The sequence below is a fragment of the Brevibacterium samyangense genome (genome assembly GCF_039529845.1).
GTDB classification, from domain to species: domain Bacteria; phylum Actinomycetota; class Actinomycetes; order Actinomycetales; family Brevibacteriaceae; genus Brevibacterium; species Brevibacterium samyangense.
Genome location: NZ_BAAANO010000043.1, coordinates 16,885 through 26,529 on the forward strand (window position 1 = coordinate 16,885; position 9,645 = coordinate 26,529).

At 68.0% G+C, this 9,645-nt stretch carries 7 protein-coding genes and 1 tRNA gene; 6 read left to right on the forward strand and 2 right to left on the reverse strand.

The features are described 5' to 3' along the window. Nucleotides 1-45 precede the first annotated feature (45 nt). Entirely contained in the window at nucleotides 46-2,541 is a 2,496-nt protein-coding gene (gene pcrA, locus ABD172_RS15100; protein WP_344311015.1) for a DNA helicase PcrA, read from the reverse strand. Between the two features lie 89 nt (nucleotides 2,542-2,630). Beyond that, the gene (locus ABD172_RS15105) at nucleotides 2,631-3,011 is read right to left on the reverse strand and encodes a hypothetical protein (RefSeq protein WP_344311017.1); all 381 of its coding nucleotides are present in this window, start codon (nucleotides 3,009-3,011) and stop codon (nucleotides 2,631-2,633) included. A 56-nt stretch (nucleotides 3,012-3,067) separates the two neighbouring features. On the opposite strand from ABD172_RS15105, the gene ABD172_RS15110 reads away from it, so the two are divergent. The 6 genes from ABD172_RS15110 (at nucleotide 3,068) to ABD172_RS15135 (ending at nucleotide 9,631) form a co-directional block, all read left to right on the forward strand. Next, nucleotides 3,068-3,139: transfer RNA gene (locus ABD172_RS15110), tRNA-Gln, on the forward strand. Nucleotides 3,140-3,194: 55 nt separating this feature from the next. Continuing rightward, on the forward strand, nucleotides 3,195-4,658 hold the full coding sequence (glmU, locus tag ABD172_RS15115) for a bifunctional UDP-N-acetylglucosamine diphosphorylase/glucosamine-1-phosphate N-acetyltransferase GlmU (protein WP_344311019.1): 1,464 nt from the start codon (nucleotides 3,195-3,197) through the stop codon (nucleotides 4,656-4,658). Continuing rightward, entirely contained in the window at nucleotides 4,655-5,635 is a 981-nt protein-coding gene (locus ABD172_RS15120; protein ID WP_344311021.1) for a ribose-phosphate diphosphokinase, read from the forward strand. The genes glmU and ABD172_RS15120 overlap by 4 nt, the downstream gene beginning before the upstream one ends. 305 nt (nucleotides 5,636-5,940) lie before the next feature. Continuing rightward, nucleotides 5,941-6,525: a 50S ribosomal protein L25/general stress protein Ctc gene (locus ABD172_RS15125; RefSeq protein ID WP_344311023.1), complete on the forward strand. Its 585-nt coding sequence runs from the start codon at nucleotides 5,941-5,943 to the stop codon at nucleotides 6,523-6,525. Nucleotides 6,526-6,626: 101 nt separating this feature from the next. Then, nucleotides 6,627-7,220 (forward strand): aminoacyl-tRNA hydrolase, encoded by a 594-nt coding sequence (gene pth, locus ABD172_RS15130; protein WP_344311025.1) that lies wholly within the window; start codon nucleotides 6,627-6,629, stop codon nucleotides 7,218-7,220. 41 nt (nucleotides 7,221-7,261) lie between these two features. Beyond that, on the forward strand, nucleotides 7,262-9,631 hold the full coding sequence (locus tag ABD172_RS15135) for an ATP-binding cassette domain-containing protein (RefSeq protein WP_344311027.1): 2,370 nt from the start codon (nucleotides 7,262-7,264) through the stop codon (nucleotides 9,629-9,631). Nucleotides 9,632-9,645: the final 14 nt, after the last annotated feature.

The window sequence follows — 9,645 nt, forward strand, 5'->3', positions numbered from 1 at the left end:
CAGGGCGCCTCGGCTTCGGACGGTGCGCTGCGCGGCCCGCCGCGGTCAGAGTTTCTCGACCGGCGCGTACCGCATGAGGAGTCGTTTCGTGCCGGCGGACCCGAAGTCGACGACCGCGACGGTCTTGTCGCCGGTGCCCTTGACCTCGACGACGGAGCCGAGACCGAAGGACTCGTGGGTGACCTTGTCGCCGGGTTCGACGTGCACCATCTCGCGGTTCGGGCGGATCCGATTGGGGAACCCGTTCCCGCCGGGAGCGGAGGAACGTGCTCGGCTCGCGGTGATCCCGCCGCCGATGGGCCGCGCGGACCCGTCGGCGGAGCCGCGGGAGCCGCCGAAGCCGCCCTCGCCGTAACCGCCCGAGTACCCGCCGGCACGGCCTCCACCGAAGGCGTGTCCGCTCGACGCGACCGCTCCCGCCCCACCGGTGAACGAGCCCAGACGCTTCCACTCGACGAGGGAGTCCGGGATCTCCCCGAGGAAGCGACTCGGCGGGTTGTACTGCGGCTGACCCCACATGCTGCGGGTCTCCGCGCGGGTGAGGTAGAGGCGCTGCTTCGCGCGGGTGAGCCCCACGTAGGCGAGGCGTCGCTCCTCGTTCATCTCCGATTTCGTGTTGAACGACCGCTGGTGCGGGAAGGTCCCGTCCTCGAGGCCGGTGAGGAACACCACCGGGAACTCGAGCCCCTTCGCGGTGTGGAGGGTCATGAGGGTGACCTCGCCGACCGAGGCGTCGGGGATCTGATCGGTGTCGCTCGCGAGGGCCACCTGCTCGAGGAACTCGTCGAGCCCGGCCTCCGGGTTCTGCCGGTGGAAGTCCTCGGCGACCGCGACGAGCTCGGCGAGGTTGTCGACCCGGGATTCGTCCTGCGGGTCCGTGCTCGTGTGGAGTTCCGCGAGGTACCCCGACTGCTCGAGCACCGCCTCGAGGACGCGGGACGGGGGAGCCCCCTCCGTCGTGGAGCGGAGATCCTCCATGAGCGCCATGAACTTCTTGAGGGGGCCCGAGGTGCGGGTCGAGATCCCCGGTGCCTCGTCCGAGCGGGTGAGAGCCTCCCAGAACGGGATCCGCTCGCGTTCGGCGAAGGCGCCGAGGATCGCCTCGGAGCGGTCTCCGATCCCGCGTTTGGGGACGTTGAGGATCCGCCGGAGGTTCACATCGTCATCGGGGTTGGCGAGGACCCGGAGGTACGCGAGGGCGTCCTTGATCTCCTTGCGCTCGTAGAACCGGGTGCCGCCGACGACCTTGTACGGCATGCCCGAACGGACGAGGGCGTCCTCGATCGCACGGGACTGCGCATTGGTCCGGTAGAAGACCGCGAAGTCCCCGTACGTGTAGTCACCCTCGTCCATGAGCTCGTCGATCGTGTCGACGACGAACTGACCCTCGGCCTGTTCGGAGTCCGCGACCCACCCGATGACGGGCTCGCCCGAACCGCTGTCGGTCCACAGCTTCTTCTCCCGGCGGTCGTCGTTGTTCGCGATCACGGCGTTCGCCGCGGAGAGGATGTTCTGCGTGGACCGGTAGTTCTGCTCGAGGAGGATGGTCTCCGCCTGCGGGAAGTCCTCCTCGAACTCGACGATGTTGCGGACCGTGGCGCCACGGAACGCGTAGATCGACTGGTCCGCGTCACCGACGACGGTGAGCTCCGCGGTGGGGGAGGGGAGGTCCGCCCCGGCGAGGGCGCGGATGAGCCGGTACTGGGCCGGGTTCGTGTCCTGGTACTCGTCGACGAGGATGTGCGAGAAGCGTGCCCGGTAGTACTCGGCGATGTCGTCGAACGCGCCGAGCAGGTGCACGGTCTCCATGATGAGGTCGTCGAAGTCGAACGCGTTCGCCAGTCGCAGGCGATCCGAGTACCGCCGGTAGACCTCGAGGAGGGCCTGGTCGGACGGGCTGTTCTCGTGTGCCTTCGCCGCGAAGTCGTCCGCCGTGAGCAGATCGTTCTTGAGGTTGGAGATGCGGTGCTGCAGCGAGCGGGGCGTGAATTTCTTCGAGTCGAGGTTCGCCTCCCGGACGACCTGGGTGATGAGCCGAAGGGAGTCCTGCGAGTCGTAGATCGTGAAGTTCGACTTCATGCCGAGTGCTTGCGCCTCCCGGCGGAGGATGCGCACACAGGCGGAGTGGAACGTCGAGATCCACATGCCGCGGGCGCGTGGCCCGACGAGACCCGTGATGCGCTCGACCATCTCCTTCGCGGCCTTGTTCGTGAAGGTGATCGCGAGGACCTGCCCCGGATGGGCACGGCCGGTGCCGAGGGCATACGCGATGCGGCGGGTGAGGACTGTCGTCTTGCCGGAACCGGCGCCGGCGACGATGAGCAGGGGAGTGCCGGAGTGTTGCACGGCCGTCACCTGCTGGGGGTTGAGCCCTTCGAGCAACTGCTCCGGCGGCGTGGGCACGAAGGGTGCGGGCGCCTCGGGAACGGAACCGCGGTCGCCGTCCGCGGCGAACAGTGCGTCCTCGGCGGGGGCGCTCGCCTCGACGGGCACACCGGTGCGGGCCGGGCCGGACGTGAGGAAATCGAAGGGTGAAGTCATGGTGCCCACGAGTGTAGTGGGGGCCGCTGACACGACACCGGCCCCGGCGAACACGGGGTCCACCGGGGCCGGGTGCGGTACGGGCTCGATCAGAGCATCGTCACGCCGATGACGACGGCGACGAGGGCCGCGGCGAACGTGAGATGCGCCATGAGGGCGGAGGGATGTGCCTCACCCTCGGCGAGACCGCCGGCGCCCTGTGCCGCCTTCTCCTTGCGCTTGCCGAGGAAGGCGAAGAGCCACACGAGGATGCCGAGCACGATCTTGATGCCGACGGCGACGTGGCTGATGGAACCGCCATTCATCTCGACGAGACCGACCATGAGCAGGCCGGTGACGAGCTGGAGGTACGAGGCGTGGACCATGCCGGGGATCACCCGGGCGTTCTTCACATGGGCGAAATAGGCACCGATGATGATCGCCATACCGAGCAGATGGAGGATGAGCAGCAGCGAGGACACAATTTCCATGCTCCGGAGTCTAGTGGCAAGATGGAACGGTGCGCGTCACGACCGGACGCAGCCCTTCCGCCCTGGTGTAATGGCAGCACGCCGGCCTTTGGAGCCGTGCAGTCAAGGTTCGAGTCCTTGGGGCGGAGCTCAGGCGCCGCACGGGCGACGGCCGAGCCGATCGACACGAGGAGTTGAACACCCATGGTGCAGCACCGACCCGCTGCCGTGATCGTTCTCGCTGCGGGCGAGGGCACCCGGATGAAATCCACGACCCCCAAGGTGATGCACCCGATCGGGGGTCGTTCTCTTCTCCACCACGCGATCGCCGCGGCTGCGGAATCCGCACCCGAACACCTCGTCGTCGTGCTCCGGCACGCGCGTGACCAGGTCGCCGAGCACGTCGCCTCGATCGCCGAGGTCGTCGACCGGACCGTGCTCGTCGCCGACCAGGACGACATCCCCGGCACCGGCCGTGCCACCGAGTGCGCACTCACCCAGCTGCCCGGGGACCTCTCCGGCACCGTCGTCGTCACCTACGGCGACGTCCCGCTCCTCACCGCCGCGACCCTGCAGCGCCTCGTCGAGTTCCACGAGGACAGCGCCCATGCGGTCACCGTGCTCTCCGCCGACGTCGCTCAACCGCGTGGCTACGGCCGGATCGTGCGCGACGCGACCGGCTCCCTCGAGAGCATCGTCGAGGAGAAGGACGCGACGGACTCCCAGAAGGCGATCACGGAGATCAACTCCGGCATCTACGCCTTCGACGCCCAGGTGCTGCGCGAGAGCCTGCCGCAGGTCGGTACCGAGAACGCGCAGAACGAGAAGTACCTCACCGACGTCATCCGGATCGCCCGCGAGGCCGGCAAGCCGGTCGCCGCCCTCACCACCGACGACGTGTGGCAGGTCGAGGGAGCGAACGACCGCGCCCAGCTCGCCCGCCTCGGCAAGGAACTCAACCGGCGCATCGTCGACGACTGGATGCGGGCCGGCGTGACGATCGTCGATCCGGACACCACGTGGATCGACGCGGACGTCGTCCTCCACGCGGACGTGACGATCCTCCCGGGCGTGCAGCTGCACGGGGCGTGCGACATCGCCTCCGGTGCACACATCGGCCCGGACACCACGCTCACCGACACCGAGGTGAAGGCCGACGCGACCGTCGTGCGCACCCACGGGCAGCTCGCCGTCATCGGCGAACGTGCGACCGTCGGTCCCTTCGCCTACCTGAGGCCCGGCACCGTCCTCGGCGACGAGGGCAAGATCGGCACCTTCGTGGAGACGAAGAACGCGCAGATCGGTCTCGGGTCCAAGGTTCCTCATCTCACGTACGTCGGTGATGCCACGATCGGCGAGCACTCGAACATCGGGGCCTCCTCCGTGTTCGTCAACTACGACGGCGTGAACAAGCACCACACGTACGTGGGCAACCACGTGCGCACAGGCTCGGACACGATGTTCGTGGCTCCCGTTCGGGTGGGCGACGGCGCCTACTCCGGGGCCGGCACCGTGATCCGCAAGGATGTGCCCGCCGGCGCGCTCGCGCAGACGGTCGCTCCTCAACGCAATGTTGAGAACTGGGTGCTGGACAAGCGGCCCGGCACCCCCGCCGCCACGGCAGCGCAGGAGGCACTTGCTGCGCAGAAGGACTCGGAGGAAAAGTGAGCTCGTCGATCACTACTTCGGGCGAGAAGAAGCTCGCCCTGGTCACTGGTAGGGCCAACATGGAACTGGCGGAGCAGGTCGCTGCCGAACTCGGCACCGAACTGCTCCCGACGGACGTCTACAACTTCGCCAACGGCGAGATCTACGTGCGATTCGGTGAGTCGGTGCGTGGTAAGGACGTCTTCGTCATGCAGTCGCACTGCTCGCCCATCAACGACTGGGTGATGGAGCAGCTCATCATGCTCGACGCCCTCAAGCGGGCGTCCGCGAAGCGCATCACCGTCATCGCCCCGTTCTTCCCCTACGCGCGCCAGGACAAGAAGCACCGCGGCCGTGAGCCCATCTCGGCCCGCCTCATGGCGGATCTCTTCAAGACCGCCGGTGCCGACCGCCTCATCACGGTCGACCTGCACACCGCGCAGATCCAGGGCTTCTTCGACGGGCCGGTCGACCACCTCGTCGCCCTCCCGATCCTCGCGAACTACGTCCGTGAGAAGTACAGCGCCGCGAACGACCTCGCCGTCGTGTCCCCGGACGCGGGCCGCATCAAGGTCGCCGAGAACTGGTCCGCCGCTCTCGGCGGGGCCCCGCTGGCCTTCATCCACAAGACCCGCGACATCAACCGGCCCAACCAGACGAAGGCGAACCGCGTCGTCGGTGACGTCGAGGGCCGCATGTGCGTGCTCGTCGACGACATGATCGACACCGGCGGCACCATCGTCCAGGCCGCCGAGGCCTGCATGAATGCCGGGGCGAAGGGCGTCATCATCGTTGCCACCCACGCGGTGTTCTCCGGCCCCGCCGTCGAGCGCCTCTCCGGCTCGGTGGCCGAGGAGGTCATCATCACGAACACCCTCCCGCTCGAGGACGAGAAGACGTTCGACAAGCTCACCGTGCTCTCGATCGCCCCGCTGCTCGGCCGCGCCGTGCACGAGGTCTTCGAGGACGGTTCGGTCACCTCGCTCTTCAACATCTGAGGCACCACCGCACGGAGTGCGGGTCCCGGTTGCGCCCGAGGCGCCACGACAGGAATCCTGTCGTGGCGCCTCGGGCGTTCTGCCGGCCCGGCGGCGCCTCAGGGGCGTTTCCGGCGGCCCTTTTGGCAGCCCGGTGACGGTGCCGTATCATGGTGGGGTTGCCTCGGCGAGGGAGCGGTGAGAGGGATCCTTCCGGATCGCGCACCGGCTCCGTGATCGACGCGGTTCTCAGGGCCGACTCCTGTGTCGCACCCCGGTGAGAATTCGTCCGCCGCGGTGTCATCGACACTCACAAGGAGAATTTCATGGCTGACATCATCACGCTCAAGGCCCAGCAGCGCACCGAGTTCGGTAAGGGTGCCGCCCGTCGCATCCGTTCCGCGGACCTCGTCCCCGCCGTCCTCTACGGCCACGACGTCGAGCCCACCCACGTCACCCTCGACGGCCACGCCGTCATGATGGCGCTCAAGAACGCCAACGCCCTGCTCTCGATCGAGATCGAGGGTGGAGAAACCCGCCTCGCCGTCGCCCGTGAGGTGCAGATCCACCCGATCCGCCGCACCTACACCCACCTCGACCTCATCGCCGTGAAGAAGGGCGAGAAGATCGAGGCCGAGGTGCCGCTCCACATCGAGGGCGAGGCCTTCTCCGGCACCGTCGTCTCGATCGAGGACAACACCCTCGCGATCCTCGTCGACCCGACCTCGATCCCGGAGGCCATCACCGTCGACATCGCAGGCCGCAAGCCCGGCGAGCACGTCTACGCGAAGGACATCGTCCTCCCCGCCGGCGTCGAGCTCGTGCAGGACCCCGAGTACCTCATCGTCAACGTCGCCGCCGAGGCAGCGGAGGAGACCGAGGACGAGGCCGCCGAGGGCGAAGAGGCCTGACCTTCATCGCCTCATGACCTCACCGATGGGGCGGGTACCGTGTGGGTGCCCGCCCCATCGGCGTGTATGCGTGACTTCCAACGACTGGAGAGTGGAACCCCGTGGCTCAGGACACCTGGCTCATCATCGGTCTCGGCAACCCCGGTGACCAGTACGCGGCGACCCGACACAACATCGGGCACATGGTCGTCGACGAACTCCTCACCCGCACGGGCGGGAAGCTGGGGAAGTCGAAGGCGCGGGCCCTCGTGAGCGAGGGGCGCCTCGGCATGGTCCGAGGAGTCCCCGGACCACGGGCGGTCCTCGCGAAGTCGCTCACGTACATGAACGAGTCCGGCGGCCCGGTGTCCGCGCTCACGAAGTTCTACTCGATCGAACCCGACCACGTCGTGGCGATCCACGACGACGTCGACATCCCGTTCGACACCATCAAGCTCAAGCTCGGTGGGGGAGAGGGCGGCCACAACGGGCTGCGGTCGATGACGAAGTCCCTCGGCACGAAGGACTACCTGCGCGTCCGCGCCGGTGTCGGCCGTCCCCCGGTCCGGATGGAGACCGCGGACTACGTCCTCAAGCCGTTCTCGAAGGACGAACGGGCGTCGCTGCCGATCTTCGTCTCCGACGTCGCCGACGCCGTCGAGATGCTCCTCACCGAGGGCCTCGAGAAAACGCAGCTGAAGTACCACTCGCGCTGACGGAGGTTCCCGAGGGGGCCCGGTCGCTCTAATGTTGAGCCGTGCATACTTCGGACACCCCCTCCCCGGACACCCACGACGAGATCCGCGTCCACGGTGCGCGGGAGAACAACCTCCGTGACATCGACGTCACGATTCCCAAACGCCGGCTCACCGTCTTCACCGGTGTCTCCGGTTCGGGCAAGAGCTCCCTCGTCTTCGGGACGCTCGCGGCCGAATCGCAGCGCCTCATCAACGAGACCTACAGTGCCTTCGTCCAGGGCTTCATGCCCCAGGTGGGCCGACCGGACGTCGACCACCTCGAGGGCCTCACTCCCGCGATCATCGTGTCCCAGGAGCGGATGACCCCCAACAGCAGGTCGACCGTCGGCACCGTCACGGATGCGTACACGATGCTGCGCCTGCTCTTCAGCCGGGTCGGTGACCCGCACGTCGGACCTCCGACGGCCTTCGCATTCAACGTCGCCTCCGCCTCGGGGGTGGGCGCCCTCAAGGTCGACCGGGGCGCGGACACGAAGGCGGAGAAGAAGACCTTCACGATCCAGGGCGGCATGTGCCCGACGTGCGAGGGGACCGGCCAGGTGTCCGACATCGATGTCGACGCGCTCCTCGACCGGAGTCTCTCCCTCAACGAGGGCGCGATCCTCATCCCCGGCTACAAGCCCGGCGGATGGTCCGTCCGATTCATCGCCGAATCGGGCTTCTTCGACCCGGACAAGCCGATCGCCGACTACACGGAGACGGAACTGCACGACCTCCTCCACCGGGAGTCCGTCAAGGTGAAGATCTCCGGCACGAACATGACGTACGAGGGTCTCCTGCCGAAAGTGCAGAAGTCGTTCCTGTCGAAGGACCGGGACGCCCTCCAACCCCACATCCGCGCGTTCGTCGACCGGATCGCGGTGTTCGGTCCCTGCCCCGACTGCGGCGGTACCCGACTCAACGCGACCGCCCTGTCCTCGCGGGTGTTCGGGAAGAACATCGCCGAGGTCGCCCGCATGCAGATCAGCGATCTCCCCGAGTGGCTCGCGGGGGTACCGCGGGACGGGATCGCACCGCTGCTGCAGAACCTCGAGGACACGATCACCTCCTTCAACGAGGTGGGCCTCGGGTACCTGTCGCTCGACCGCCCGAGCGGCACGCTCTCCGGGGGCGAGGCGCAGCGCGTCAAACTCATCCGGCACCTCGGGTCGAGCCTCACCGACATCACGTACGTCTTCGACGAACCGACGGTCGGGCTGCACCCGCACGACATCGCGCGGATGAACGAGATGCTCGTGCGGCTGCGGGACAAGGGCAACACCGTCCTCGTCGTCGAGCACAAACCGGAGACGATCGCGATCGCGGACCACGTCGTCGACCTCGGCCCGCGCGCCGGGGTCAACGGCGGGACGATCTGCTACGAGGGAGACGTCGAGGGTCTCCTCTCGTCCGGCACGCTCACCGGCGACCACCTCGGCTTTCGGGCACAGCTCAAGGAGAACCCGCGCACCCCGGACGGTTACCTCGAGATCCGCGGTGCCACCCGGAACAACCTCGAGAACGTCGACGTCGACGTCCCCCTCGGCGTGCTCTGCGTCGTCACGGGCGTCGCCGGGTCCGGCAAGTCCTCGCTCGTCCACGGCTCGGTCGCCGGCCGCGAGGGGGTCGTCGTCCTCGACCAGACCGCGATCAAGGGCTCACGCCGGTCGAACCCGGCGACGTACACCGGACTGCTCGACCCCATCCGCCAGGCCTTCGCGAAGGCGAACGGGGTGAAGCCGGCCCTCCTCAGCGCGAACTCCGAGGGCGCGTGCGAGAACTGCAAGGGCGCCGGAGTCGTCTTCACCGAACTCGGGTTCATGGAGACGACGGAGAGTCCCTGTGAGGTGTGCGAGGGCCGGCGCTTCAAGGACGAGGTCCTCGAGTACCGCCTCGGGGACGCGAACATCGCGGACGTCCTCGAGATGAGCGTCGAGACCGCACAGCAGCACTTCGCGAAGGGCGGTCCCGCGTCCCTCCCCAAGGCGCTCAAGGTCCTCGACCGCCTCGCGGACGTCGGACTCGGGTACATCACGCTCGGGCAACCGCTGTCCTCGCTCTCCGGCGGCGAACGTCAGCGCCTCAAGCTCGCGGTGAACCTCGCGGAGGAGGGCCGCGTGCTCGTCCTCGACGAGCCGACGACGGGCCTGCACCTCGCGGACGTCGCGTTCCTGCTCGGACTCCTCGACCGTCTCGTCGAGTCCGGGCGATCGGTCATCGTCATCGAGCACCACCTCGCGGTCGTCGCCCACGCCGATCACGTCATCGACCTCGGCCCCGGCGCCGGTCACGAGGGCGGCCGGATCGTCTTCGAGGGCACACCCGCGCAGATGGCCGCCGACGCCTCCACACTCACGGGGAAGTACCTCGCCGAGTACGTCGGGGCCTGAGCCCCCACCACCCC

Bases quoted from the DNA above. Each gene is read 5' to 3' on its own strand.
- ABD172_RS15125 (WP_344311023.1), top strand. From the start codon at position 5,941: ATGGCTGACATCATCACGCTCAAGGCCCAGCAGCGCACCGAGTTCGGT.
- ABD172_RS15105 (WP_344311017.1), bottom strand. From the start codon at position 3,011: ATGGAAATTGTGTCCTCGCTGCTGCTCATCCTCCATCTGCTCGGTATG.
- pcrA (WP_344311015.1), bottom strand. From the start codon at position 2,541: ATGACTTCACCCTTCGATTTCCTCACGTCCGGCCCGGCCCGCACCGGT.
- glmU (WP_344311019.1), top strand. From the start codon at position 3,195: ATGGTGCAGCACCGACCCGCTGCCGTGATCGTTCTCGCTGCGGGCGAG.